This is a genomic window from Treponema pedis, assembly GCF_017161325.1.
Lineage (GTDB): Bacteria > Spirochaetota > Spirochaetia > Treponematales > Treponemataceae > Treponema_B > Treponema_B pedis.
In genome coordinates, this window is the sequence record NZ_CP045670.1 from 952,926 (window position 1) to 978,366 (window position 25,441).

18 protein-coding genes, 2 tRNA genes and 2 pseudogenes are annotated in these 25,441 nt (G+C 37.6%); 11 read left to right on the forward strand and 11 right to left on the reverse strand.

Going from position 1 to position 25,441, the window contains the following annotated elements; all coding sequences use genetic code 11:
- Positions 1-334: 334 nt before the first annotated feature.
- A pseudogene (locus tag DYQ05_RS04150) lies at positions 335-2,055 on the forward strand (ABC transporter ATP-binding protein).
- 87 nt (positions 2,056-2,142) lie between these two features.
- On the opposite strand, the gene DYQ05_RS04155 reads toward DYQ05_RS04150, so the two are convergent.
- Positions 2,143-2,598, reverse strand: coding sequence for a helix-turn-helix domain-containing protein (locus tag DYQ05_RS04155; protein WP_020964678.1), 456 nt, complete (start codon positions 2,596-2,598; stop codon positions 2,143-2,145).
- Positions 2,599-2,789: 191 nt separating this feature from the next.
- Between DYQ05_RS04155 and DYQ05_RS04160 the strand changes: the two genes are divergently transcribed.
- The 4 genes from DYQ05_RS04160 to DYQ05_RS04175 all read left to right on the forward strand — a co-directional run bounded on the left by DYQ05_RS04160 (position 2,790) and on the right by DYQ05_RS04175 (position 5,125).
- Positions 2,790-2,930 (forward strand): hypothetical protein, encoded by a 141-nt coding sequence (locus DYQ05_RS04160; RefSeq protein WP_187289357.1) that lies wholly within the window; start codon positions 2,790-2,792, stop codon positions 2,928-2,930.
- A 274-nt stretch (positions 2,931-3,204) separates the two neighbouring features.
- Positions 3,205-3,275, forward strand: a tRNA-Gln gene (locus DYQ05_RS04165).
- 8 nt (positions 3,276-3,283) lie between these two features.
- Positions 3,284-3,356 (forward strand) — tRNA-Glu (locus DYQ05_RS04170).
- A gap of 56 nt (positions 3,357-3,412) precedes the next feature.
- Positions 3,413-5,125: a DUF5312 family protein gene (locus tag DYQ05_RS04175; RefSeq protein WP_206183899.1), complete on the forward strand. Its 1,713-nt coding sequence runs from the start codon at positions 3,413-3,415 to the stop codon at positions 5,123-5,125.
- 5 nt (positions 5,126-5,130) lie between these two features.
- Here DYQ05_RS04175 and DYQ05_RS04180 read toward each other — a convergent pair whose 3' ends face one another.
- Complete coding sequence (locus tag DYQ05_RS04180) at positions 5,131-5,712, reverse strand: YggT family protein (RefSeq protein WP_020964681.1); 582 nt, start codon at positions 5,710-5,712, stop codon at positions 5,131-5,133.
- A 116-nt stretch (positions 5,713-5,828) separates the two neighbouring features.
- On the opposite strand from DYQ05_RS04180, the gene DYQ05_RS04185 reads away from it, so the two are divergent.
- The gene (locus tag DYQ05_RS04185; RefSeq protein ID WP_020964682.1) at positions 5,829-6,521 is read left to right on the forward strand and encodes a beta/alpha barrel domain-containing protein; all 693 of its coding nucleotides are present in this window, start codon (positions 5,829-5,831) and stop codon (positions 6,519-6,521) included.
- 27 nt (positions 6,522-6,548) lie between these two features.
- Here the strand turns inward: DYQ05_RS04185 and DYQ05_RS04190 are convergent, their stop codons facing one another.
- Positions 6,549-7,073 carry a putative signal transducing protein gene (locus DYQ05_RS04190; protein ID WP_020964683.1) on the reverse strand — a complete coding sequence of 175 codons (525 nt, stop codon included), beginning with the start codon at positions 7,071-7,073 and terminating at the stop codon, positions 6,549-6,551.
- A 204-nt stretch (positions 7,074-7,277) separates the two neighbouring features.
- Here DYQ05_RS04190 and DYQ05_RS04195 point away from each other — a divergent pair, with 204 nt between their 5' ends.
- Complete coding sequence (locus DYQ05_RS04195; protein ID WP_206183900.1) at positions 7,278-9,041, forward strand: FAD-binding oxidoreductase; 1,764 nt, start codon at positions 7,278-7,280, stop codon at positions 9,039-9,041.
- A 38-nt stretch (positions 9,042-9,079) separates the two neighbouring features.
- Here the strand turns inward: DYQ05_RS04195 and DYQ05_RS04200 are convergent.
- The 5 genes and pseudogenes from DYQ05_RS04200 to DYQ05_RS04215 form a co-directional block, all read right to left on the reverse strand.
- Positions 9,080-10,659, reverse strand: a pseudogene (locus tag DYQ05_RS04200) (UDP-N-acetylmuramoyl-L-alanyl-D-glutamate--2,6-diaminopimelate ligase).
- Between the two features lie 175 nt (positions 10,660-10,834).
- The gene (locus DYQ05_RS13625) at positions 10,835-11,185 is read right to left on the reverse strand and encodes a TIGR03943 family putative permease subunit (protein WP_252723509.1); all 351 of its coding nucleotides are present in this window, start codon (positions 11,183-11,185) and stop codon (positions 10,835-10,837) included.
- A 2-nt stretch (positions 11,186-11,187) separates the two neighbouring features.
- The gene (locus DYQ05_RS13630) at positions 11,188-11,607 is read right to left on the reverse strand and encodes a DUF1980 domain-containing protein (protein WP_252723510.1); all 420 of its coding nucleotides are present in this window, start codon (positions 11,605-11,607) and stop codon (positions 11,188-11,190) included.
- A gap of 13 nt (positions 11,608-11,620) precedes the next feature.
- Positions 11,621-12,610: a permease gene (locus tag DYQ05_RS04210; RefSeq protein WP_206183901.1), complete on the reverse strand. Its 990-nt coding sequence runs from the start codon at positions 12,608-12,610 to the stop codon at positions 11,621-11,623.
- Between the two features lie 5 nt (positions 12,611-12,615).
- On the reverse strand, positions 12,616-14,496 hold the full coding sequence (locus DYQ05_RS04215) for a hypothetical protein (RefSeq protein ID WP_024466479.1): 1,881 nt from the start codon (positions 14,494-14,496) through the stop codon (positions 12,616-12,618).
- 112 nt (positions 14,497-14,608) lie between these two features.
- Between DYQ05_RS04215 and dnaE the strand changes: the two genes are divergently transcribed.
- Positions 14,609-18,058, forward strand: coding sequence for a DNA polymerase III subunit alpha (gene dnaE / locus DYQ05_RS04220; protein ID WP_206183902.1), 3,450 nt, complete (start codon positions 14,609-14,611; stop codon positions 18,056-18,058).
- An 83-nt stretch (positions 18,059-18,141) separates the two neighbouring features.
- Here dnaE and ucpA read toward each other — a convergent pair whose 3' ends face one another.
- From ucpA to DYQ05_RS04235, 3 genes are all read right to left on the reverse strand, one after another.
- Positions 18,142-18,939, reverse strand: coding sequence for an SDR family oxidoreductase UcpA (ucpA, locus tag DYQ05_RS04225; RefSeq protein ID WP_020964691.1), 798 nt, complete (start codon positions 18,937-18,939; stop codon positions 18,142-18,144).
- Positions 18,940-18,948: 9 nt separating this feature from the next.
- A complete protein-coding gene (locus DYQ05_RS04230) occupies positions 18,949-20,922 on the reverse strand; it encodes a methyl-accepting chemotaxis protein (RefSeq protein WP_353934590.1) in 1,974 nt (657 codons plus the stop codon).
- A 431-nt stretch (positions 20,923-21,353) separates the two neighbouring features.
- Positions 21,354-22,673, reverse strand: coding sequence for an FAD-dependent oxidoreductase (locus DYQ05_RS04235; protein ID WP_206183903.1), 1,320 nt, complete (start codon positions 22,671-22,673; stop codon positions 21,354-21,356).
- A gap of 195 nt (positions 22,674-22,868) precedes the next feature.
- Here DYQ05_RS04235 and DYQ05_RS04240 point away from each other — a divergent pair, with 195 nt between their 5' ends.
- Genes DYQ05_RS04240 through DYQ05_RS04250 form a run of 3 tightly spaced genes read left to right on the forward strand, consistent with a single transcriptional unit; the run spans position 22,869 to position 25,393 of the window.
- A complete protein-coding gene (locus tag DYQ05_RS04240; RefSeq protein ID WP_024465501.1) occupies positions 22,869-23,843 on the forward strand; it encodes an ABC transporter ATP-binding protein in 975 nt (324 codons plus the stop codon).
- Positions 23,836-24,612, forward strand: coding sequence for an ABC transporter permease (locus DYQ05_RS04245; protein WP_194076377.1), 777 nt, complete (start codon positions 23,836-23,838; stop codon positions 24,610-24,612). Before DYQ05_RS04240 ends, DYQ05_RS04245 begins: the two co-directional genes overlap by 8 nt.
- 1 nt (position 24,613) lies before the next feature.
- A complete protein-coding gene (locus DYQ05_RS04250; protein ID WP_020964696.1) occupies positions 24,614-25,393 on the forward strand; it encodes an ABC transporter permease in 780 nt (259 codons plus the stop codon).
- Positions 25,394-25,441: the final 48 nt, after the last annotated feature.

Sequence of the window (25,441 nt, forward strand, 5' to 3'; positions counted from 1 at the left end):
ACGGGCCCGCAAATCGAAAAAGATACCGCACCGGTATCGGAAAAAGAAGATACGGCATTTATGTATAGTTATTGTATCAGTTCTCCTTAGTGCAGGCGATAAATTGGATTGGTATATGTAAAATACAATAAACTTTGTTTGCTCATATTGACATCTTTGTAAAAATGTGATAACACTGTTATTAAGTTTTGGACGGGGGTTTTAGGGGGCGGCAAGCCCCCTAGGAGAGGGGGTAGCGGACAAACGCACGAACGGAGAGTGAGGCGTTTGGGAGCGAGGGGGAGACTTCCCCCGCCGAAATAACGAGTTCAATATTTTATAGGAGAAGATAGATATGATAAGGCGTTTACAAAAGGCGTTCGGTGTAACCGAAGCGGGAGCGCAGGGGATTATCAAAGCATCGGTGTGGTCGGTGTTTTCGAATATCGCATATATTTTGCCGGTGTTTTTGATAATGTTTTTTTTACAAGGTTGGGTTGAAGAGCGTATGCAGTCGATGGGGTTTTATCTTGCAGGTATTGCAGCGCTTGCGGTTGTTATGTATGTGCTGATTTATGTTAATTACAACACGCTGTACACGGCGACGTTTAAAGAGTGTAGGCGATACGCATTGATATTGCGAACAGGCTTAAGGCGCTGCCGCTTGCGTATTTTTCAAAGCATGATATTTCCGATTTGTCGCAGGCGGTTATGGCCGATGTTGCGGCGATTGAGCATGCGTTAAGCCACGCAATTCCGCAGACAATCGGGCTGGTGATTTATTTGGCGGTTATTGCGGTGATGATGTTTATCGGGCATCCGGCTCTTGCGCTGTGTGTGTTTGTGCCGATTGTTTTGAGTTTTATTTTGCTGATTTTGTCGAAAAGAATTCAGGTGCGGGAGACGACGCGCGATTTTCATAAACAGCGGGAGCGGGCGGAGTTTTTTCAAGAGGCGATTGAATTGCAGCAGGAGATTAAAAGTTACGGACGGACGGAAGCGACTGCGGCAAAGTTAAACCGCAATGTCGATGAGGCTGAAAAGCTGCATTTGATAGTGGAAGCGCATCAGGCTTTTCCGCTTAATACGGCGTTGGTGCTGCTTAAATTTTCCATCGGGATAACGGTGTTTTTCGGTTTAAGGATGTATTTGGCGGGGACTGCACCTCTTTTGTATTTTATCGGGTATATTATTGCTGCCGCCCGCGTTGTCGATGCGGTGGCGGGGATTGAAGCGAACCTTGCGGAGATGATGTATCTTGATTCGCGGGTGAAGCGCATTAATGAGCTTCGCGAAAGTGAAACGCAGGAGGGTGCTCCGGTTTCTTTGCAGCATTACGGGATTGAGTTTAAAAATGTTGAGTTTTCGTATAATGACGGGCAAAAGGTGCTTGACGGTGTTTCGTTTACCGCCGGGCAAAATCAGGTTACCGCCCTTGTCGGGCCTTCCGGCTGCGGAAAGACGACGGTGCTCCGCCTTGCTTCCCGCCTGTATGATTATAATTCGGGGCAAATTCTTATTGACGGTCAGGATATTGCAACAATCAGTACGGACAGTTTGTTCGATAAGATTTCGATTGTGTTTCAGGATGTTGCGTTATTTAATACGTCGATTATGGAAAATATCCGTATCGGCAATAAGAGTGCAAGCGATGAGGAGGTTAAGGAGGCTGCCCGTCTTGCAAACTGTACCGAGTTTATCGAGTCGCTGCCTGAGAGCTGGAATACGCAGGTAGGAGAAAACGGCAGCCGTCTTTCCGGCGGTGAGCGTCAGCGGCTTTCCATTGCCCGCGCTTTTTTGAAAAATGCTCCGATTATTATTCTTGATGAAATTTCGGCTTCGCTTGATGTGGAAAACGAGATGAAGATTCAGGAGAGTTTGAATAAGCTTATTAAGGATAAAACGGTTATTATTATTTCGCACCGGTTAAAGTCGATAGAAAAGGCGGATAAGATTATCGTTATGAATGCCGGTAAAATCGATGCGGAGGGCAGGCACGAAGAGCTTTTGCAAAAGTCCGCTTTGTACCGCAGTATGATTGAAAAGTCGACTGCGACGGAAAAGTGGGAGTATTAGTAGTGATAGGTTATATGTAATTACGACTATGCTGAAATTACATATAACCTTGCATATTAAAAGGAAATGTTAATTCTAAATATAGAGCTATTTATCTCTATTTGCGGCAAGCAAGGCTGCTATAATACCAATAGCAGCTCCTATTCCTGCTAATGCAACACCTGCTCCTATACTTGTATTTGATTCAGAACTATTTTCCTTTGGTCCTTCAGCAAGTTGTTGTACAGTTTTACGTATTGCATCTGCAGTTTTCTGATCTAATCGTTCTAACCTTTTATAATTATTAAGCAGGTTTTCTTCTTCAGGTATTAATGTAATATTGTCATATTTTTTTCCTGTCAATAGATATTCTACTGAAGTATTAAAATATTTCGCTATTTGATATATTTTATCGGCACTAGGAATTGATGGAGGGTCTGCTTTCATACGTGTAAATATTTGCGGGTTGATTCCTATCTCTTTTAAATCGCTTAATGTGATGTTATTATCTTTTGCTAATATATTGATGCGATTATAAACCTCTAAAAAATTAATATCACTCATAAAATTTATACTCTCTAATACCGTAAATATAAAAAATAATTTCAATAAAAACCGAATTAGGTATTGACAAAATAGCTAATTTGGAATATATTCTCATTATAATTTCCGTAAATGGAAATGTCAATAGCTATGAAAAATAATATCCGGTTTTTTATACGCTATCATTCAGCGGATATAAAGGAGATAACATCATGAAGAATGAAATTATTGAGCTCACAGCTAAATCTGATGACGATATTGTTAAATACGGGGAAATTGGTATTGCTGTTAGTGCAGGTTTGTTACTAACTAGTACTTTATTAGTAATTTTTTTTGGCAAACTAAAAAAATAGTAATTTTGGGACAAAGGCGCTTCGGTGTTTGCCTTGCCTGTGTGCGAGGGGAAGGAAGACACCCTTGCAGAACGGGTTTACATTGAAGTTGCGCCGGTAGTCCCCCCCTCATCTTTTCCGTCTGCTTAGGGGCTCTGCCCCTAAGAACCCCGCTTACGGCTGGTTTTTGCGGCGGCAAATGCGCTTCGTCGGGTGCAGGATTGTAGACAGTGTTTTATCATTACCTTATTGACTTTTTTTCGTATCAATGATATAATTCTCTCCTGTTATTTATTCCCCGGTTGTGTAACGGTAGCACCGCAGATTCTGGTTCTGCTTGTGGGGGTTCGAATCCTCCCTGGGGAAAGTTGTAAGGTCCCTTCGTCTATCGGTTTAGGACATGAGATTCTCAATCTTAAAAGACGGGTTCGATTCCCGTAGGGACCGTTAAAAAAAGTTTTTTTCCTGTAGCTTTTTTTTTATTTATAATGTAATATACGTATATGGAACGTACACTTTCGACATTTGATCAATTAGTAAAGTCCTTATCAAAAGAAGAAACAAAAAGTTTGCTTGACAGTATAAGTGCCGGTATGCAGAATTTTGTGCCGGAAACTTCTGATAGTGAGCAGGAGAATTCGGATTCTTTATTTTTACGGCAAACTCCTGCAATGAGACTTTCCGATGAACCGTTTTTTATCCGTTTATGGATTTCTTTGAGGTCATTTTTACGTTCAATTCCTATAGAAACATTACATAACGAAGAACTGTTAAGACGTTTAGGTAAGACCTTAAGACGTACGGCCGGTAATTATATAGTTATAGGCAGAAATATTTATATAAAAGATTTTTATGACAGTCTTAAAAGTTTACGGAAAACACAATTGTTTTTTTCGTCAATGCTTTCTTCTTACGATTCTTTTAAAAGCTCATTTTATATGCTTTTAAGTTCGTTTATAGCCCCTGCAACTTACGAAAAGCTTATAAAAGAAACCGACCCTTTTTCGGTAAAAATAGGTTCTGAAGTTTCAGGCGCCGTGCGTACGAATTTTTTGCGTAAAATCGATGCCGCTTTTTCCAATTTAACCGATGAAGAAAAATCGGAAATGTACAGAACCGCTCAAGCTCTTGAATGGATGCGCTCTTTTTGTGATTTACAATTGGATAAAACTTTGCTTAGGTTTTCGATTATCTCGAAATCGGAAGTAATAAGCCCGACCCTTACCGTACAGCCTGAAATGGAAATCCTGTCATCGGTTTTGTCTTCTAAAAAAAATATTCCGCAAAATTTATTGCAAGTTTTGTTTTTAATGCAATCGCAGGAAAAAATGCCCGATGATGAAATAAAACTGAAAACCGAAACGGATGATTTTATAAAACAGGCAGTAGAAGCTCTTTCAAATATAAAAACATTTATCAATGAAGTTCCCTTACTTGATATGGTTCGTTATGTAAAAAAAGATATAAATTGGCTGCCTTATAAAATAGAAGGCGGAGAGGATTGGTTTATATATTTTAAACAGTCGTGGTATGAAAGATTTAATCAAAAGTGGTCTACGTGGTCTTACGAACAAAAAAAATATGATATTAAAATTCAAATGATAAGTTTGTTAAAAGTTGATGACCTTAATACCCTGCGCTTTTATCCGTGGAAAAATTTATGGGTAAATTGCAGTTTTAAAAAGGAATTACAGTTTTTATTTTTAAAAACTTTTTTTTCATCTTTTTATTACGAAAAACTTTCTCCTTCTCTTAAAATTATTTTAGTTGAAGGAAATTTTGCCCGTATAGAAAATTTAAACGAATATACTACTGCATATAATGTTTTGGAACACAGAAAAGGCGAATTCGATGCTTATGAAAACCGCCTTTCTCCCATAGGAGATATAGGAACCGCTTTTGCCAAAATCAGGAATGAAAAATCGGCAACACTTAAAAATAAAAATCAAATAGAATCTTTGATGCGTACTATAGAAAGCGAAGCAAGGCAATTGATGGTAACAACGCTTGAAGCTATAAAATCGATAGATAATGTTTTATCCGGTATTATAGGAGGAGGGAAGTCCAATCTTTATGCAACTCTTATAAACTGGTCTGCATTATCCGGTACAAACGGCGGTAAATTTCATGACGAAATTATTTATGCAAAAGAAAGTTTGCATAAGGTTATTGATTTATTTTCTCTCGCCGAAAAACTTGAAACCGAAGCTAAATAAAATACTTATATAATCTTAATCGAATTAAATAAGGTCATAGCCGAACCTACAAACATTCCTAAAAGAATCCTTGTAACTGTAACGGCTATTAAACATATAACTATTTGCTTTCTTACAGTCATAAATTTTCTTCCCGACAATTCATATACTTTTATAAAAACAGGAGCTAAAAATCTATCCAGCATATTTGTTAAATTCCCGCTTCGGTATTCGGGTATACAGTCTAAAATTAAACGTATGATTAAAAGTATAATAAAAAAATTAAGCAAAAACGAAAAAAACGACCAAAGTATTCCTACTAAACTTAATAAAATTGCAGCGACCGAAATTGTTTTTGTTGCGGAAAGCTGAAAAAAAATATGGGAAATAAGAGATAAGATACCCAACCCTAAAACGGGTGAAAAGTCTACGCTGCCGATTTGTGTAAAGCGGAAACGTCTGAATTTGCTTAAATAAGGTTCGCAAAGTTCACTTAAAAAGCCTCCGCTGGAATTACCTCCCAGCCAAGAAAGAAAAATATATGCAATGCAAAGATAAGAATAAATTTTTACGGCAATTCCGCATGTATATAAAATTGAAGAAAGCATAAGATAACTCCTAACGATATAACAGTTAAAAAGCAAATTGGTTTCCGTTAAATTATAAAAATTTTAAATTGAAAATAAGATTGACAATTTATCCGATACTTATTAAGATATGGATTATGAAAGACGAAAAAGGAAAATTTGTACCGGAAGTTTTTTCCGAGCTTAGACAAAAAACGGTGCCCGTTCCCGAAACTATTTACCAGGCAAGCGGAATAATGGTGTTGAACAGGCGTATTAAATCGCTGTTGTTTTCTACGGATATTGCCGTAATTAAAAATTCCAACGCCAATTCCATTATGGCCGTGTATCCTTTTACGCCTCAACTTTCCATTACGCAGGCTATTATTGAAGTAGCTCCGGTACCTGTATTTGTGGGTGTAGGCGGAGGCATAACTACCGGTAACCGCTCAATCCATATTGCATTGCAAGCGGAGCTTTTGGGTGCATACGGGGTGGTCGTAAATGTGCCTATGAGTGTTTCCGTTATTGAACAAATGGCAAAAGAAATAGATATTCCGATTATTTCTACGGTTGTGTCCGAGTACGATGAAGTTGTAGAAAAAATAAAGGCGGGAGTAAAAATACTTAATGTTTCCGGAGGTATTAACACCCCTGAAATTGTAAAAAAACTTAGAAGCAGACTGGGAAAAGAGTTTCCGATTATAGCAACAGGCGGTCCTACTGACGAGACGGTTTTAAAAACGGTAGAAGCCGGGGCAAATGCAATAACATATACGCCTCCCACAAGTGCCGACATTTTTGAAAAGATTATGATAGAATATCGCAATAATAAGAATAAACTGAGCTGATAAGTATAAACTCACTGCCGTTTAATTTTAATCTTCCGGTTTAAAGATGACAATTCCCGAAGTTTCATCTTTATCCGGAATATAACCGGCAGCCGTAATAATTGTAATTAAATCGCCTATTTTTTTTGCAGGATTTTTTGAATTTTCAAACGATTTTTTCCGTTCGGCATATTCCTTGACTATGTTTAAGGCTTCATCATAGTTTTCCCGTAAGATATAAAAATCGGCATGGTTAAATCCGTATACACAGTAACCTGTAAGTACGGAAGGAAGATGATTGTTTTCGATTTTATATGGAATACCGTTGCTTTGAAATATGGATTGTATCATCATAATATCTTGTTGATAAAATAAATGCATAAACTTTACCGCTTTTTTCCCTTTTTGAATTTCGGAAAAAAAATATTCCTGCATTTCAATCATTCCGTTAAGAGCATCGGGAGTCTCGCTTGTGCCGTCCGAAAGTTTTATGCCTTCAGTATTTTTATGCCAAGAACGGTATAAAAATAAAGCTGAACAAATTCCGCCTATAATTATAAGTAATAGCTGCATTATTTTCTTCCTAATTTTGTATATAGTTTTTTGTAATAGTTATACATTTTTTAAAAATTATATCGGCAGGATATTGTGTTGTCAATATATAAAATACATTACATGTATATTATGAATTTATAAACCGTCCGTTTAAAGATAAACACAAATTATTTAAAATCTTACCGATTGAATAATGAGGCTGTTGCCGTTATACTTATATTAATGAAAAAACTTTTAAAAAATGCCGTGCTGTGCAAAATAAAAAATGCCGGAGATGCGGCGCGTGAAGGTAAGGCCGGTCCGCTGCTTGCAACGGTTTCAGGGGTGCTTTCTACAAAACCCGATTTAATCAGATACGCCGATGAACGGTTGGGCTTTGCAGTTGTTACAACTAAGAGTTTCCAAATTGAGCCGAATGAAGGGAATAGAGAGCCTATAATTTGCGAACCCGAGTTAGGCTGCTTCGGTAATTCCGTAGGTTTAAAAAATCCCGGAATGAAAGAGTCTTTAAAAGCCCTTACCGCACTTAAGAGTTCATTTGACATGAAGGCAATTTTAAACGTTTCTCTTTCCGCTTCTTCCCCTGAAGATTTTATAACACTGATACAAGGGTTTGAACTTGTTGCGGATTGTATGGAGCTTAATTTTTCGTGTCCGCATGCAGCTGCGGGATACGGGGCTTCCATAGGCTGTGATAAAAATATTGCTGCCGATTATGTAAGGCAAATTAAAAAAGCCGTTCCCGAATGTTCCGTTCCGATTTTTATTAAACTTACTCCCAATGTGGAAAACATCGGAGAAATTGCAGCTGCCGTTATTGCCGAAGGTGCTGACGGAATAACCGCGATTAATACTGCCGGCCCTAAAATTTATATTGAACCCGACTCCGGGAAACCGATTTTGCAAAATAAACTCGGAGGTAAAGGCGGTATGAGCGGTTCTTGGATTTTTTTGCGGGCTGTTGAATGTATAAGTGAAATCCGCAAAGCCGTAGGGCCGGAGATTCCCATTATAGGAATGGGCGGTGTTGCAAGCGGGGCACAGGCGGCGGAACTGCTTAGGGCCGGAGCGGATATTGTAGGGATAGGTTCCGCTTGCGGAATGCTTGAACAGGACGATTTAAAACCTTTTTTTGACAATTTGGTTTCGGACGCTTTAAGTTTTATAAACGGTAAAGAAAAAGATTCAACTTCAATTTTTTTGCGGAAAAATAAGGCGCTCGCTTATAGCCCGTTTAAGATTATTCAAAAAGAAAAAGTAAGTGAAGATATAATAATTTTTGTCCTTGACGGAAGCTGTAAATTTGAAGCAGGACAGTTTGTTTTTTTATGGCTTCCCGGAATAGGTGAAAAACCTTTTTCTCTTGCAGAAACAAATCCTATGAGCTTAATTATAAAGCGGCGTGGCGTTTTTACCGAAGCTATGTTTAAACTTAAAGAAGGCGAAACCGTTTATATGCGCGGGCCCTACGGAAAGGGGGTGCAGCTTGCAAAGACAAAAAATGCCTTATTGGTTGCAGGCGGTACGGGAATTGCCGTTTTGCCGAGTCTTGCGGAAAAATTAAAGGAACAGGGTACAAATATTTTTACATATATCGGAACTTCCGAAGATACCGGAGGAGGGTCTCTTAATAGTATTGAACAAAAACTTGTCTCTTACGGAAATTATAAATGTGTAGCCGATAACGGGTGTCCTGCACGTGTTTTACAAAGTCTTGAAAAAGATTTTTCCGAAAATAAAATATCTGAAATTAAGGAGCTCACTTGTTATCTCGTAGGCCCGATGATTTTTATGCGCAAAGCCGCAGAACTTCTTTTAGCTTGCGGTGTAATAGGGGAGCGAATATTTTTATCGCTTGAAATGAACACAATGTGCGGCATAGGTATTTGCGGCGAATGCGCGTGCGGAAATATCCTTACATGTAAAAAAGGAACCTTTGTGCGATTTGACGAAATTTACCGAACTGCGGAGTTAAAGAAACTTTAAAAAATTAAATGATATAAATAATTTCAAGTTTCTTTACATTACATTTTTTTTAAGGTTTTTAAAATTTCTCTTGCCGCAGTTTCTTCATCATAAGGTATTGTTTTGTCCTTATAAATAATGGAGTTTTCGTGGCCCTTGCCTAAGAGCAAAACCGCATCGTTTTGCTTTGCAAGAGTGAATGCTTTTTTAATTGCCGAAGGTCTGTCGGGAATTATAAAAAGCTCTTCGCCCGCTTTTTTGTTTTTGCAACCTGCCGCTATCATTTCCAAAAGCTCTACGGAGTCCTCTCCGCGCGGGTCTTCATCTGTAAGAATAACTATGTCGCAATACTCGGCTGCAATTCTTCCCTGAGCGGGACGTTTTTGTAAATCGCGTTCTCCGCCCGAGCCGAAAACCGAAATAATTTTTCCGCCGGATTTTTTTATTCTTTCGTTTATAGGCGGAAGAACCGTCATAAACGATGAAGGTGTATGAGCATAATCGATAATTACTTCAAAATTTTGACCTTCATCAATTAAAGTCATTCTTCCCTTTACCGGTTTAAGAAGCGGGAGTTTTTCTATAATTGTTTTTAATTCAATTCCGGCAATTTTGTTCACCGTAATAATCGCCGCCAAAACATTTTTTACATTAAATAAACCGCAAAGTTTAAGCGAAGCCGAATGTTCCGTTTCATTTCCGTTTTTAAATTCTGTAACCGTAAAATTTATTCCGCCCGAATACTCTTTGATATTTTTTGCGAGTAAGCCGTCCATGGATTTTATTTTTTCTTTATCTTTTTGCAGCGTACTGAAAGGGAAAACCGGTTTTTCAGTCGCGTTTATAAAATAAGATGCGGAAGAGTCTTCATAATTTACAACACCGAAAATAGGAATATCTTTTTTTTTGGAGCGGGGAATATCCAATGCGCGGAATAAATTTGCCTTATCGTAACGGTACCGTTCAAGCGTTCCGTGAAATTCCAAATGTTCCTGTGTTACATTCATAAAAACACCTGCATCGAAAACGACGTCCGAAAGCCGTGCCGTTAAAGGCGAAAGACCGTGCGAGGAAGATTCGACTACCGCATATATGCAGCCCTCGTCCGCCATTTGAGAAAGCCGTTGATGTACAATATTCGATTCGGGAGTTGTTTGATGTTCGGGGTTGGGAATAACCGTACCGTCAACGGAATATTCCACAGTTGAAAAAAACCGGTTTTTTTTCCGCATAAATTTAAAAGCTGAAAAATAAAAGAAACCGTGCTGCTTTTCCCTTCGGTGCCGGTAACTCCGATTACACCTAAACGGTACGACGGATTGCCGTAAAATTCCGCCGAAACTTTTGACATAACATGTCTTATGTTTTCAACTTGAATATAACAAATATCGGATTTAAATTCGTTTAATTCTCCTTCGTAAAAAATACAAGAAGCTCCGTTTTGTATTGCGCTGTTGATAAATTTTTTCCCGTCGGTATGTATACCCGGCAATGCAAAAAAAGCGGCACCGCCTTTTTCGGTTTTTGTTACTTTTCGGGAATCGTATTCGACGGAAATAATTTTAATACTTAAGTCGCCTTGCGTTTTTATCGGGCTGATATTTTTAATACATTCTGAAACGGTTTTGATATACTCCATAAGAAGAGCAGTATAACACATTTTTTTAATAATGAAAATATAAGAAGATTTTATAAAAACCTTTTAAGCGTTTGATAAAATAGGCGGGCGGCGGAGGGTTTTGCATTGACGGCAAGTGTTACGGTATTTACCGGTTGTATGGCGGCACATTCCGTTAAAAACAATGTAAGGAAGTTTAAAACGGATAGACATATTCCAATATCGGACGTTTGATTTTTTCCGCTTTTTCTACAAGTATCAGGGGCTCAAAAGACCCTTCATATTCTATTTTGGAAATTGTGCCCGTAATGCGTACCCAATCGTCATCGGAGAGAGAGTCGGCCTCTTGCCAATTTGCAATAAGGCCTGCAGGCTGCATATCCGCCGCACAGCACACCATCATCATTCTTCCGATTGCGAATTCTTTTTCTCCGAGTATTTCCGAATTTTTCCAAACTGCGCCTTCTATTTTTATTTTTTTATCCGTCCAAGAATCCAAATTTAAATAAAGCTCTGGCAGCCAGCGTCCGAAAGAATCATCGTCCATAATTACATAACCGTCCTGTAATTCCGGAAGGCGGGGGTTACGGGTTTCGGCGGCAATTGAGTAACGTGCTGCTGTTGTTGTGAAAAAATTTCCGTATGAAAGGCAAGAGAATCCAGCGTTAGGGGTTTATACGGAATTATACAGGCAAATAATATCGGTAAAATAAAGGCGATTGTATAAAACGGAAAAGTTTTTTTCGATTCGTGTTTTATAGAAAAAATGTTGCGGAATTTTAAAAAAGAAATAATAAAAAAAATTATTGACGCAAAGATAATAATTCCGGTATGCCTTATGTGGACGTATTGTAAGGCTTTTTTTGAGATTACCGAATATAAAAAAATAATTCCGAAAGCAAATAAAATTATACCTTGTACAATTTGTTCAAAGGAAATATTATTAAAGCAAAGACGTTTTTTATTCATTTTAAATTCCTATTTATAAAAAAATAAAGCCCAAAGCCGTTACGAAAATAAAATTCAATACGGTAATTATAATTGCAAGTTCGATTACAAATTGCTTTTTAAAAAATGAGAGCAGCATAAAAATATTTTTTATATCCATCATCGGCCCGTATACGAGAAACCCCATAACGGAAAACAGGGAAAAATTTCCGTAAAAACTTCTTGCAATAAAAGCGTCCGAGGTTGAACAAGCTGAAAACAAAAATGCGAATAACATCATAAGGGCAATGCCCGTATAAGAATTTCCCGCCGTAAATTTTATAAAAAAATCGGCAGGAACGCATACACGTATAATTGCGGTAACCAAGGCTCCGAAAATTAAATATTTACCCGCATTAAAAAATTCCTCTCCGGTGTGTAAAAAAAGCTCTTTTAAATTTTCTCCGAAGCGTATATCTTCACGGCTTTTATCATCGCAATTATGATTGCCGGAATTGCAGCTGCAATGTACATGATGTGTTTCCGTTTCTTTATCGGAATGTGTATGAGCGCAACCGCAGGAACAGGAAGGCTCTATTTTGCCGTCTTCTTTTAAGTACTTTGATTTAGGATAAAATAAAAGAAAAAGCCCTATTGCAAGAGCCGTTACAATACCGAAAAAAATTCTATATATCATAACCATAGGTTTGTCGGGGAATGCATAGAGAGTAGACATAATGGAAATAGGATTTAATATTGGGGCTGCAAGCATAAAGGTAATTGCAATAGGCATAGCAACGCCTTTTTTTATCAATCCGGAAATTACGGGTACGGAAGCGCATTCGCATACCGGGAAGCAAAGTCCTCCGAAAAGAGCCGTTAAAAAGCCGAGTCCGTTTTTGCTCGGGAATATTTTTATTACGAATTTATCCGAAACAAAAATATGTAATATTGAAGAAATAATTGCTCCGAGCAGCATAAAGGGGAAGGCTTGCAGCAATATACTTAAAAAAACCGTGTTAATAACAGAAATAAAATTTTGCATAAATTTTAAAAATATTTTTTTATAACTTTGAGAATATAAAGCTCTATGTATTTTGTTAAAGCCTTACTGTTTTTTATTTTTAAAAGACTCGGTGTCCCTGCTAAAGTTTGAGCCAATCCGCGGACTCTCTCTACGGTAAAGTTTACGGTTGAAAGAGTTTTTTGCACGCTGCGTATATAATCGCGTATTAAAGCATTTACATCTTCGGTTAAATTATCCCGAACGGTCGTATTTAAATTTTGATTCCATTCGTCCAAATATCTTTTAAGAGCTTCATCAAAGGTCATTCCTTGCGGAATAAACTCGGCGGAAATATTTTCGGCGGCGTCTTTAAGCGTCAGTTTGGTACGTGAAATAATTTGCTGTTCGTTTTTCTTTGCTTGATTATTGTCTTTTTTTTGTTTGTTTTTAGGCCGTTTAAAAAATGCAACGATGGAGTAAACAAAAGGAATACCGTACCAAAAAGGTAAGAGAATTTTTGTATCGCTGAGCAATTCCGTGCGGCTCAGCATAAGAATTTCGGAATAAGGTGCAATTTTTCCTCCGGGGAAAATTCTGTTTATTTCCAAATTTTGTATTTCGTTTAACCGCGAATCCGAAAGCAATGCCGTTGTAAACGGGGCGTTTAGAAGACCGTAAAGGTTCGGAGCGGCTTCCGCTGTAATTGTGCGTATTAAATTGGAAAATGCGGCTTCATCTTTCATTGAGTCGTCTTTATAAAAACTGCTTAAAATATGATGCCATCTTTTTATACACTCATCGCGTACAGGTTTACGGGCTTCGTTAATTAGAGATATAATAAGGGGAACGGCTTTTTCGGCAAGAACATAAAACCTTTCTTCGGAAGTATTTTTGAATGTAAGAATATCCGGTAAAGTAAACTCTCCCGAAACGGCCGTTTTTTCTTTCATAAAATCCTGAAGAGTCTTTTCGGAGTATTGCCCCAGTAACGGGATTCCTCTGGTATCCGTAAATTGTGTAATTTGTTTCATTGTAAAATAATACGGGCTTTTTTGAAAAGCCAGTAAAAGATTTTTTAATGCCGTTTCGGTTTGTAAATCTTTTTGCAGCTGGTTTCTGTAATAATTATTAAGATATTCTACAATGCCTGCCGATTGCAGCAAGGCTATTTCATCGGTAAGTTTTTCGGTTTTTTTTGAAAATTCCTGTTTTATAAAGGCGCATAGCTGGCCCCAAAGCAAGGTTGTATCGCCGGAGTCCGCCATATTTTTAAAAGATTCTGCGGTATAAGAGGCGGAGCGCGTAATAAATGTCCTAACCGTAAATTCTTTTCCGGGATTTGCGAGCATAAGTCTTTTTTGCATATAATCGCGGGATTCGTCTTTAATTAAAAACTGTCTTATTTTTGCAAGTGCAAGATTTAAAATTTTCCCCGCCGTATATGTTCCCGGGAAAATCAGATTGGGAATATCGCCGCTGTAATCAAGGCTGTATAAGAAATTTTTCCCGTCCTGATTTACTTCCAAAGATGCGAAAGCGTCCGAAACCGCCATTTTTTTTAAAAGCGAAACGGGAAAATTCTTAGGCAATTCCGATATCAAAGGAAAAGGAATTTCCGGTTTTGTTTCTATTTCTTTATACCGTTTATTTATTTTATCTATAAAGAAATACGGAATAAAAATAGTGTAAGAATCCGATTTATCCGCAATAATTTCAACTTTATGTTCTATTTGCAGCTTTTTTAATTCTTCCAGTAAAAGCTCTTGAGAAATTTCGAGATATACGACAAGCTCCGGTTTTTGTTGTAAATAGTGTTTTGCATAACGCTGAATATAGTCTTTAAACGCCGGCAACGGTACTTGCGGACTGTCCTTCCTTATGGAAAACATTCTTAAAAGATGTGATAAATCACTGGGAATACTCATTAGAAGATTATACACAATTTTATTTAATAATGCAAGGTAGTACTTAAATTCAATGTCTATAAACCTTCTATAAGACTTGTAAAATTCCTTGCTTTATGCTAGTCTAAAAAATATGGAAAGTAATTTCGTTCATCTTCATGTTCATTCGGATTTTTCGCTTTTAGACGGAGCGGCTTCGGTAAAAAAACTTGTAGCAAAGGCGGCGGAGTTGGGACAACCGGCTTTGGCATTGACCGACCACGGTAATATGTTCGGAGCCGTCGTGTTTTATAAGGCATGTAATGAAAAAGGAATAAAACCTATAATAGGCTGCGAGGTATATGTTGCTGTAGGCAGCCGCTTTGAAAAAAAAGAAGCGCCCAACGGGAAAAAATATTATCATCTTATTCTTCTTGCAAAAAATGAAACGGGTTACCGTAATTTAATGCTTTTATGCTCCAAAGGTTTTATTGAAGGTATGTATTATAAACCGCGTATAGACGAAGAACTTTTAGAGCGGCACTCGGAAGGCCTTATTTGTCTTTCCGCTTGTATTGCGGGGGAACTGCCGGTGCTTTTACTTAACGGCGAAACGGAAAAGGCTGAAGAGCATATACGCAAGTACCGTAAAATTTTCGGAGCCGAAAATTATTTTATAGAAATACAAGACCACGGAATAAAAGAAGAAAAAAGGGCTTCAAAGCTTTTAATAGAAATAGCCCGTAGAATCGGTGTTCCGCTTGTAGTAACAAACGATATTCATTATGCGGAAAAAAAAGATGCCGAAGCGCAGGATATTCTTTTATGTATCGGAATGAAAAAACTGAAAGACGATACAAACCGTATGAAATTTGAAGGTAAGGAATTCTACTTTAAATCGGAAGAAGAAATGGCAGCCCTTTTTCCCGAATATCCTGAAGCAATGCTTAATACTGTACGCATTGCGGATATGTGTAATTTAAAAATTCCGCAGCCGGGCCCTATTCTTCCCATATATGAAATTCCCGAAGGCTTCAGTTCAAAAGAGGACTATATCCGCAGCTTGGCTGAAGAGGGATTAAAAAAACGCTATGCCGAAATTACGCCTGAAATAAAAGAAAGGTTGGATTATGAATTGGGCGTAGTAATTAAGATGGACTTTGTCGGTTATTTTTTAATTGTTTGGGATTTTATTAACTGGGCAAAAAATAACAACATTCCCGTAGGTCCGGGGCGCGGTTCCGGAGCGGGCTCTATTTTAGCTTATGCTCTAAGAATTACCGATATAGACCCCTTAAAGTACAATTTACTTTTTGAACGGTTTTTAAATCCTGAACGCGTTTCAATGCCGGACTTTGATGTGGATTTTTGCTTCGAAAGAAGGCAAGAGGTAATCGATTATGTGCGTAAAAAATACGGAGATGAAAACGTAGGTCAAATTATTACCTTCGGAACCTTAAAAGCGAAAGCCGTTGTAAAAGATGTAGGGCGAGTTTTAAATGTTCCGCTTGCCGATGTAAATGCAATTACAAAACTTATTCCCGATAAGCCTCTTTCGGAAGATGTAAAAGCCGTTTCTTTAAAATATGCGATAGATATAGTACCCGAGTTAAAAGCGATGTCGGAAGAACAGGCATATAAGGAACTTTTTGAAAAGTCGCTGGTGCTTGAGGGTTCAAACAGAAATACGGGCCTTCATGCAGCCGGCATAGTTATAGGTAAAACGGCCTTAACCGATTATGTTCCGCTTTATAAAGATTCCAAGACGGGAAAAGTCGCAACGCAATTTACTATGGATTTAATTGAGGATTGCGGACTTGTAAAGATGGACTTTTTAGGTTTAAAAACTTTAACCCTTATAAAGCATACCGAAGCATTGATTCATAAACGCGGCGGCGAGTGGCAAAGTTTTTCAATAGAAAATATAGATTATTCCGATAAAAAAACTTTTGAAATGCTGAGCGAAGGTAAGGCGGCCGCGGTATTTCAATTTGAAAGTCAGGGAATGCAGAATATTTTAAAGCGTGCCAAGCCGAATAAAATGGAAGACTTAATAGCTTTAAATGCCTTATACAGACCGGGCCCTATGGATTACATAAACCAATTTATAGAATCGAAGTTTGACCATTCTAAAATAAAATATCCCGACCCGTGTTTGGAAGATATTCTTTCGGAAACATACGGTGTTATAGTTTATCAGGAGCAGGTTATGCAAGTTGCGCAGCGTATTGCAGGTTATACGCTGGGACAAGCGGATATTTTACGCCGCGCAATGGGAAAGAAAAAAATTGAAGTTATGAAAACCGAAAAGGAAAAATTTATTGCGGGGGCTTTACAAAAGGGTTTTTCTAAAGCCGATGCGGATAGAATTTTCGAAATTCTTATTCCTTTCGCAGGTTACGGTTTTAATAAAAGTCATGCGGCGGCATATTCGGTTTTGGCGTTTCAAACGGCATATTTAAAAGCTCACTTTCCCGCCGAATTTATGGCGGCTAACTTAACCAATGAAATTACTACAGCCGATAAATTACCGGAATACATTGCCGAAGCCGAAAAAATGGGGCTTAAAATTCTTCCGCCCGATATAAATCAGTCAGACCCTTATTTCAGCGTTTCGGAAGACGGAAATATAGTATTCGGTCTTATGGGAATAAAGGGAGTGGGTTTACAGGCTGCAACGGAGCTTTCCGAAGAAAGGCGTAAAAACGGAAAATATAAATCGTTTTTGGATTTTTTGGAAAGAAATGATTTACATACTCAAAATAAACGCTGTCTTGAGGTAATGATAAAAACGGGCTGTTTTGACGGTTTGGGGCAAGTCCGTTCTGCGCTTATTCTTAATATGGAAAAGGCCGTAGCTTATGCCGCTCAAAAAAAAGAAAGCTCTTCTACCGGGCAGGCCAGTTTATTTGAAGATTCCGGTATTAAAGAATTTTCCGATTTTATTTTTGAGCCTATTGAAGATTTTCCGCAAAAGGAAAAACTCAGGCTTGAAAAAGAGCTTATGGGTTTTTATATTTCCGGTCACCCCTTGGACGAGTATAGAAAGGTAATTGAAAATTCGGAAACTCTTAATATAGCACACCTTTCGCGCGCAATTTCAAAAAAGAAGTATGTGCTTGTAGGAATGCTTACGGGAGTACGCCCCTATCAAACGAAAAAAGGAAAACCTATGGGCTTCGGAACCTTTGAAGATTTAAACGGAGCTATCGACCTCGTGTTTTTTTCCGATACGTGGGAAAAATCAAGGGCAAAACTCTTGCCTGAAACCGTTTGCGGATTTTCGGGTACTGTGGATAACTCAAGAGAGGGAGCCGCTTCTTTTTTGGTAGATGAGGTTATAGATATTAACAGCTTACAGCAAAAAGCAATCAGTGAAGTTCATATAGAATTGGACCCGAATATAACTTTGGAACAGGAGCTTGTTCATTTAAAGGATTTTTTATATGAAAGGAGCGGTTCTTGCGATGTTTATATTCATACGAAAGAAGAAGGTTTCGATTATATTATAAAAGCGTCTCCGCAGTTAAAGGTGCCTGCAACACCCGATTTTGCGGAAGAATTAAAAGTACAGTTCGGTGTTTCTCAAATTTGGCTTGAGTAAATATTTTTAGAGCTTGTATTTAAAATAAAAGACGGTTTACGGAAAACTGTAAGCCGTCTTTTGTAATTATTTAATAAGTTTTATCAGCTTGTTCCCATACTCATAGTTTCAGGAAGAGTGCTGCCTCCGTCTATTACTATTTGAGCTCCGGTGATGTAAGAAGATTCATCGCTTCCTAAAAATGCCGAAAGTTCGCCTACTTCTATAGGTTTGGCAAGCCGTTTCATAGGTACTCCTACGGCAATATCGCTTATTGCTTTTTCCGGATTTTCGGGATTGGACTCTTTAGCCATACCTTCTACCATAGGAGTTCGGGCGTAACCGAGCTGTGTACAGTTTACTCGGATATTCCTTGAAGCATATTCCACGGCAAGACATTTTGTTAATCCTACAAGAGCGGCTTTAGTAGTTGCATAGGCCGCTTCGCCCGCATCTGCAACGATATCGCCCGTAACGGAGGAAGCGATAACAATACTGCCTCCACCCTGTTTTAACATATAAGGGACAACCGCTTTACAAGTATTCCATACTCCTTTAATATTCACGTCGATATGGAAATCCCGCATTTCGTCCGTCATCTCTTCAAAGGGTGCCAGCCGACATACCCCCGCATTGCAGCACGCAATATGTACTGCACCGAAGGTTTCCACAGTCTTTTTTACCGCCGCTTCCATTTGTTCTTTATTGGAAACATCTGCAACAACCGTAATTATTTCCGCATTGTATTGCTTGCGAAGTCTTTCGGCGGTTTTTTCGACCCTTTCCGAGCGGTTAATCATACAAATCTTTGCACCGTGTTTGACATAGGCTTCCGCAATACCTTCTCCTACACCTACTGCGGCTCCGGTGATAACCGCAACTTTACCGTCTAATTTTCCCATAAAAACTCCTTATACCTTAAATTTCTTTACCTCATTTACAAGGTTTATTATACTTCTTTTATTTTTTTGCGTTATTTCATTTACTTCCTGTACTGCATGGTTTATCTGAACAACGCCGGAAGCCATTTCGTTCATACTGCCTGCTATACCGTGAGTAAGCTCATCAAGTTTTTTCATTTCATACGCAACATTTTCACCGCCGCGCAGCATTTTATCGGAACCGTCTTGAACTTCTACCGTTACGGTATTGATGTTTTTTATAGCGGCAAGAATCTCTTTACTGCCGTGTTTTTGTTCTTTCATCGCTTCCATTAATTTATTACTCATAGTTTTTACTTGGTCCGACAAACCGAAAATAACGTTAAACTTTTCTTCTACCGTTTTTGACGAAGCTGATAAAGTTTCTATTTCCCCCGAAAGGGTTTTTAAAGTTGCGGTAATATTTTTGCCTTGAACGCTCGATTCTTCCGCCAGTTTTCTGATTTCGTCTGCAACAACCGCAAAGCCTTTTCCCGCATCTCCCGCGTGAGCGGCCTCTATTGCGGCATTCATTGCAAGTAAATTGGTTTGGCTTGCAATATGCTGAATAACGCTTGAAGCCTCCATAAGGCCGTCCGATTCTTCCGCAATTTTTTGTGTTACACTGTTTGAAGTGTTAACAGTTCTTTTACCGTCTTCGGTAGCCGAAGCAAGATTTTCTACTGCGGTATTCGCTTTTTCCAGAGTTTGAGTAATGGAGTCAATATTTGCGACCATTTGCTCTATAGATGCCGAAGATTCCGCAACGCTTGCCGCTTGGGTTTCTATGCTGGAATTAAGTTGTTGTATTGTACGGATAATTTCGTCAACCGTTGCGGCGGTTGCTTTTACGCTTGCTTCCTGTGTCATAGCCTGCTGTTTTACGCCGTCGATATTTCCGTTTATTTGATTCATAGAACTTGCGGTTTGGGTCATATTACTTGAAAGCTCTTCTCCGATACTTTCCATAATATAAGTATTATTTTCGACAGTTTTTATTGAATTGCCTATTTTTTCTATAGTTCTGTTAAAATATACGGCTAAATCGGTCATTTCGTCATTACCGCGCAAGGGAAGTCTGACCGTTAAATCTCCGTCGCCTTGAGCAATATCTCTAAGAGCATTATTGGTAAATTGAATCGGTTTTGATATCATTGTGCGGATTAAGATAAAAAGCACAATTACAACCAAACATAGGGCAACCGTATAGTATATTGCCGTAGTAAACATACCTTTTCTTGCTTCCCGTGTAGATAAGCTAATCGAAGTTACCGAAACAAGAGCCCATTTTGTTTCCACTCCTTTAAATCTGACCGGTATAAAGATAAAAATAGAGTTTAAGCCTGAAGTCTGTGAAGAGCTGAGCATTTCTCCGCTTTTTCCCATTGCAACGGAAGTAAAAATATCCTTAAATTCCGGAGTTACTTCAAGCTGATTTGTCATAACCTTTGAAGAATCCACTCCGTGAGCGATTATAGTACCCGTATCGGCGCATAAAACTCTGAAATTTTCTTTTGAAGTGGACGGTATTTGCTCCACTCTTTTTTGAATAAAAGTAACGTTTATATCGGCATTTAAAGCTCCCAATACCTTCCCTTTATGAATTATCGGTATGGCCAGAGTTGTAACGATATTGGATTCATAATCATAGGGAGGACATAAAACCGAGTTTTGCTGTTTTATGGGCTCGTAATACCAATATTCTTTAGAGGGGTCGTCAACTCCGTCTATTACAATGGTGCCGTCCTTTTTATTGGTATACGTAAGAAAGCGTCCGTTTGTTCTGTAAAGAGGAATACCTTTAAACTCCGAATCTTTTCCGTCAAAGGCGTTAGGTTCGAAAAGAATCCCGAAGGCTTCTAAGGTTTCATTTTCAGCTAAAATAACTTTTGAAATTTCAAGCAAACGGTTTCTGCTTCTTTGTTCGACGGGCAAATTAAGTTCCGCTTCTATAACTGCTACCATATCTCTTGCCGACTGACCGACTTCGGCAAAAATAGATTCAATGTCGTGAACAAAGCTTTCGTTTTGGTTTTTTGTAATTTCAGTATTTTCGTTAATTGAACGTTTATAATCTCTTATACTGTCATAAGTTCCCTTACCGGTAAAAACCGCAAGCAGTACCGCCGAAACGATAAATGTAAGTTTAAATCCGAGACCCTTTTCTATTCATCGTTTTCCTGCCTATTTTTTCGGGGGGGGGGGGGGGGGGGTAATATACCCATTTTTTGTATTCATGTCAATTGCCTCCTAATGAATTTACGGGAGCGATTATATACATATAAGACATGTTTTGCAATAGAAAAAATAAAGAAAATGCAACAATTTTTAAAAATCTTTATAAGATTTTTTGTTTTATAGACCGTTAAATCCCGAATTGTATTTACCGAATAAAATTAAAGCGGATTTTCTATAAGTACAAGTTCCGATTTTTCGATTGTACTTATTTCTTCGAGTTTTTTATAAGGTAAAACAAAACGTTCCATTTCGGGAGGTTTTAATTCCGTATATTTTTTTTCAAAAATCGTTTTACCGTTTACATTTAATTCTAATTTTACATTTTTTAACTCTTCGGAGGAGCGAAAATAAAAAACAATATCGGTTTTTAGTTCGGGATTGATTTCCTGCGGAACGGCGTAAAGGAATTTTCCTTTAAGTTCTATTTTGCATTTGTCCGGATATTCTTTTTCGTTTTTTTCCGCCTTACTTAAAGAAATATTTTCCGCAAAGCGGCAAGCGGCTTCTCCTGCCGTTTTTCCCGACTCGGAAACGTAGTCTACCAGGTCGTTTACATGCAATGCGTTTCCGCATGAAAATAAACCGCTTATCTTTGTATGCATTTCCTGGTCTACTATAGGGCCCTTTGTTTTTTCGTTTATGGGAACGTTTAAACTTAATAAGATTTCATTTTCCGGGATTAAACCGACACTTAAAATTAAAGTATCACATTCGATACGTCTTTCGGTACCCGGAACGGGGTTCATCTTTTCGTCAACCTTTGCAACATAAACGGCTTTTATCCTTTTTTCACCTTCAACCGAAGTTACGGTTGTTTTTAAATGAAGAGGAATGCCGTAATCTTCAAGACATTGTACGAGGTTTCGGGTTAAGCCTGAAGGTACGGATTTGATTTCGTAGACTCCTTCGACTTTAGCTCCTTCTATAGTAAGCCTGCGTGCCATAATAAGGCCTATGTCTCCCGAGCCCAGTATTACGCATTTTTTCCCGGGCATATAACCGTGTAAATTTATAAAAGCTTGCGCTTGTCCTGCGGTAAAAATTCCTGCCGGTCTGTCGCCGTGTATTGCGACTTGTCTGTCGGTTCTTTCGCGGCAGCCCGTTGCGGCAATAAGACTTTTTGCCCTTAAATTAAAAACACCGTATTCGGGATTTGTAAATTCCATGGAAAAAAACTTATTTTCTTTTTTTAACTTGGTTAAAAAAGTAAAAAGAAAAATATCTATATTTTCTCTTGCCTCTACCATTTCCTTGTAACGCCACGCATATTCAGGGCCTGTCAGTCTTTCCTTAAAGCGGATTAGACCGAAGCCGTCATGAATACATTGCTTTAAAATGCCTCCTATCTGCTCTTCTCTTTCTATAAGGGCGATTTTCAGCTTGGGATTTTTTTCCGAGGCGGCCAGGGCCGCAGCCGTCCCTGCGGGGCCTCCGCCTATAACGATGATGTCATAATCGGTAAATGCAAGTTGTTTCATTTAAATCTATGATAATACGGGAAGTAATATCTGTCAAGGATATCGTATTGGGTTTATTTTTTTAATATTTTTTAGTATAGACAAAATAAATAAATTATACTATTGTTTATATGGGGAGTTAGGAGATTTTTTATTGAACTAATGTATTAATTGATATAAAGGATATATACTGTAAACTTAAAAAGGGGTAATTGTATGGATAATCATGTGATTGAAGTAACTAATCTTTCAAGAACATTTAAAACACATACCGGATTTTTAAAAAAAAAGACGGAAGTTGTTAATGCCGTTCAAAATGTGTCATTTAAAGTAAATCAAGGAGAAATATTTGGTTTAGTAGGGCCAAACGGAGCGGGTAAGACTACAATTATAAAAATACTTACCACTATTCTTGCTCCTACAGGCGGTACATGTAAAGTTTTAGGGTATGATACGTTTGGACAAGAAAAACAAATACGACCTCATATTAATTTTATATTCGGCGGAGAGTACGGTGTATATCGTAGGCTTTCTGCAAAAGATAATCTTACTTATTTTTCAAACCTATATAAAATCCCGGCACATATTCAAAATGAAAGAATTCCAAAATTACTCAATCTTGTCGGATTGGCAGAAAGAGCAAATTATCGAGTTGAAACCTATTCAAAAGGAATGATACAACGGCTGCAAATAGCTAAAGGCCTTATAAATAATCCGCAGATTATTTTTATGGATGAACCTACTATAGGTCTTGACCCCATCGGTGCAACGGAGCTGCATACGATAATTAAACGGTTAACAGCACAATCTAAAACAATAGTTTTTACTTCACACTATATGCATGAAGTTCAAGAACTTTGTCAACGGGTTGCTATAATCAATAAAGGAAATCTGCTTATCTGCGATACTGTTGATAATTTAATGGAACAAATTGACAATATAATATCAATGACCGTAGAAATTCGTAATAAAATAGATACTAAAAAAATATTGGAAATTGAAGGCGTTATTGAAACGGAATGGCTTAATAAGGATTGTTCTAAACTCCGTATTAAATATACAACGGGATACAATAATATTGCAGCCTGCATAATTGAAGCTTTGGAGAGTAATAATATCATAAAAATGGATATTTCGGAGCCTTCCCTTGAAAATGTTTATATTAAACTTGTAGGTATAAATCATGAATAAAATTATTTGGACGTCTATTTTATTACAGATAAAACAATCATGGGCTCGCCCGATGTACCGTTTTTGTATTGTAATACAACCGTGTTTATATATAATAATGACGTATATGATGTTTAAAGTATCTACTATAAAAAACTTTATGAGTTTTGTTGTATTGGGAACCGGAATGCTTACATTATGGAGTTCCATTGCTTTTTCATCCGCCGGTGATATAGATAGAGAGCGTAGAATGGGAACGTTAAAAAACATTATGAGTACGCCGACAGATTATAGAATCATTATATTTAGTAAAACTCTCGGTAATACATTATTAGGCAGCCTTCCAATGGTCATTATTTTTGTAATTACCGCAATATTTTTTAAAGATTTATTTTACCTTGCAAATCCAATCCTGTTTATTATTTCTTTTTTTGAAATGATAGTATCATTTATGGCGATATCTTTAATATTTGCAGCCTTATTTACATTGTCACGTAAAACAAGAATTTTTATGAATTGCATGGAATTTCCAATATATATTTTATGCGGGTTTTTAATACCAATCGAAAATCTTCCGCAATGGATACGCTGGTTGTCATGGGCTCTCTCTCCCACATGGACAGTTAAAATCATTATAATGACAATAGAAGGTGTTAATAATATAAAAGAATATATTGTTATTTCAATTATTCTTTTAATACTTACCATTGTATATTTTATTTCGGCTTATATAATATTGGGTCTTGTTGAAAAACGGGTACGCATAACGGCAACAATGGAGATAAGTTAATATGAAGCGTTTTTTTCAACAGTCCTATTTATCATTTAAAGCATTATTCGGTTGGGTAGACCCGGTCTCATATCTGTTTGTAAAAATTATTACACCTATTTTTCAACTCGTATTTTTTTGTATGCTGGCGGATTTTCTTTATACGGGAAAGGATATTGCAAAATATGTAGCCGGGAATGCTATCATTTTGTGTTCTTATAACTGCATTTTCGGCGTTGGAAACATACTTCGTGAAGAAAGATATTTCGGAACCTTAAAAAATACGGTGGCAGCATTAGCCAATACATTGTCCAATTTTCTTAATAAGATAATTATCCATATTTTTGATTCTTTAGTAACGGTTTTCATATCACTTTTAGCAGGTATTTTTATATTTAATGCCGATTTTTCGGCTATAAATATTCCGGCTTTTATATTAATAATATTATGCGGAATTTTTTCAGCGGCCTGTATGGGGTTGCTGCTTGCATCATTCGGGTTGATAACCGACAGTATGAATTTAATTCTTAATATTATCTCGGTAATGTTTCTTGTTTTTACAGGAGCAAATTATCCTATAGAAAAATTACCCGCAATGCTTAAGCCGGTATCATATTTATTACCTTTAACCAGAAGTATTGCATTAACAAAAAATTTACTTGCAGGAGAGAGCTTGATTCGCAACTTATCTTTATTTTTTGGAGAATTTATTATCGGAGTAATATATCTGGTGCTGGGATATATCATATTGCGTTATTGTGAAAAGATAGCAATAAAAAAAGGTTCTTTAGATATTTTTTAAACTGTATATCTTACAAGCACTGGGAATTACGCCAATTATAAAAAAAGT

Bases quoted from the DNA above. Each gene is read 5' to 3' on its own strand.
- DYQ05_RS04155 (WP_020964678.1), bottom strand. From the start codon at position 2,598: ATGAGTGATATTAATTTTTTAGAGGTTTATAATCGCATCAATATATTA.
- DYQ05_RS04160 (WP_187289357.1), top strand. From the start codon at position 2,790: ATGAAGAATGAAATTATTGAGCTCACAGCTAAATCTGATGACGATATT.
- DYQ05_RS04175 (WP_206183899.1), top strand. From the start codon at position 3,413: ATGGAACGTACACTTTCGACATTTGATCAATTAGTAAAGTCCTTATCA.
- DYQ05_RS04180 (WP_020964681.1), bottom strand. From the start codon at position 5,712: ATGCTTTCTTCAATTTTATATACATGCGGAATTGCCGTAAAAATTTAT.
- DYQ05_RS04185 (WP_020964682.1), top strand. From the start codon at position 5,829: ATGAAAGACGAAAAAGGAAAATTTGTACCGGAAGTTTTTTCCGAGCTT.
- DYQ05_RS04190 (WP_020964683.1), bottom strand. From the start codon at position 7,073: ATGCAGCTATTACTTATAATTATAGGCGGAATTTGTTCAGCTTTATTT.
- DYQ05_RS04195 (WP_206183900.1), top strand. From the start codon at position 7,278: ATGAAAAAACTTTTAAAAAATGCCGTGCTGTGCAAAATAAAAAATGCC.
- DYQ05_RS13625 (WP_252723509.1), bottom strand. From the start codon at position 11,185: ATGGACGATGATTCTTTCGGACGCTGGCTGCCAGAGCTTTATTTAAAT.
- DYQ05_RS13630 (WP_252723510.1), bottom strand. From the start codon at position 11,607: ATGAATAAAAAACGTCTTTGCTTTAATAATATTTCCTTTGAACAAATT.
- DYQ05_RS04210 (WP_206183901.1), bottom strand. From the start codon at position 12,610: ATGCAAAATTTTATTTCTGTTATTAACACGGTTTTTTTAAGTATATTG.
- DYQ05_RS04215 (WP_024466479.1), bottom strand. From the start codon at position 14,496: ATGAGTATTCCCAGTGATTTATCACATCTTTTAAGAATGTTTTCCATA.
- dnaE (WP_206183902.1), top strand. From the start codon at position 14,609: ATGGAAAGTAATTTCGTTCATCTTCATGTTCATTCGGATTTTTCGCTT.
- ucpA (WP_020964691.1), bottom strand. From the start codon at position 18,939: ATGGGAAAATTAGACGGTAAAGTTGCGGTTATCACCGGAGCCGCAGTA.
- DYQ05_RS04230 (WP_353934590.1), bottom strand. From the start codon at position 20,922: ATGGTAGCAGTTATAGAAGCGGAACTTAATTTGCCCGTCGAACAAAGA.
- DYQ05_RS04235 (WP_206183903.1), bottom strand. From the start codon at position 22,673: ATGAAACAACTTGCATTTACCGATTATGACATCATCGTTATAGGCGGA.
- DYQ05_RS04240 (WP_024465501.1), top strand. From the start codon at position 22,869: ATGGATAATCATGTGATTGAAGTAACTAATCTTTCAAGAACATTTAAA.
- DYQ05_RS04245 (WP_194076377.1), top strand. From the start codon at position 23,836: ATGAATAAAATTATTTGGACGTCTATTTTATTACAGATAAAACAATCA.
- DYQ05_RS04250 (WP_020964696.1), top strand. From the start codon at position 24,614: ATGAAGCGTTTTTTTCAACAGTCCTATTTATCATTTAAAGCATTATTC.